The organism is Bartonella sp. AA23NXGY (assembly GCF_042197165.1).
Lineage (GTDB): Bacteria > Pseudomonadota > Alphaproteobacteria > Rhizobiales > Rhizobiaceae > Bartonella.
In genome coordinates this window covers 1-980 of sequence record NZ_JBHIRO010000083.1, presented here as the reverse complement: position 1 = coordinate 980, position 980 = coordinate 1, and the positions used below count along the sequence as shown (strand labels likewise).

General features: G+C 43.5%; 1 protein-coding gene. It reads left to right on the top strand.

Annotated elements, in window-relative coordinates:
- Positions 1 to 980 (top strand): DUF3792 domain-containing protein (locus ACFINY_RS09760; RefSeq protein ID WP_375701072.1); only part of this gene is annotated, 980 nt, incomplete at both ends.

The following is a 980-nucleotide window of genomic DNA, read 5'->3' as shown; positions in this document are numbered from 1 at the left end:
ACGAATTTTCTAGGAGAAACGTCTCTAGAAGAAAAGTATTCACTCTTTCACACACCCATTTCATGGTCCGCAATCTTTGCGGGACTGGTGACGGCTCTTGCCACCTCAATCTGCCTCTCTTTTCTGGTTGCAGCTTTAGGCTTAAGCCAAATGGATTTCACTTCTTCAACCCCATTTGAAGGCTCTTTCCTCTCCTTTGGCGTGGGTTCTGTTATCGTTACACTGATTAGCCTAGCCTTGGGAGGCTTTGTAGCTGGACGTTTTGCTGAAACCTCAGGGATTCTTCATGGCTTTCTCACTTGGGCTCTCATAACATTGCTGATGACCCTCCAAGCCATCCACGTGGTTTCTAGTACAGCAAAGATAGGAGCTAAAACGGCTCTAGAAAACAGCTCCATGGTCCAACAAACCGTAGACAGCCTAAAAAACAATATTTCCCCTATACTTGCAAACTTAAACAGCGAAAGTCTTGAACAGTTTTTTGCAAAAAATAGTGACAATGATATCAATTTTGACCAACTTAGGAGTGAATTGCGCACCCTTCTCAATAAAAGCGACATTCCTGCTCTCAACCCTGATCGCTTGAAACAAACCTATCAAGCTGCACTCAATGATATTGGTTCTGCGATAACAGCTTTCAAAAATGATCCTTCTTACTATCGCACCACTTTAAAAAATCTTGGTGAGCGCCTGTCTGATCGTGTAGAAGATCTCACGACAAAATTTGATCGAAGTGATATCATCAACGCGCTCATAAAAGATGGCATGTCCCGTTCGGATGCACAAACAGCAGCCAACCATGCTGTTCAACTCTATCAAAGCGCAGAAGAAAAAACCGAAAAAGCCATCAAAGTCCTTGAAGAACGGGCAGAAACACTTTCAGACAATCTTGAGGATACGATCAAGGGAGCAAAAAACACTGCAACTAAAGCCACAAAAACAGCCTCCAATATGGGGTGGTGGGGCTTTTTAGGAAGTCT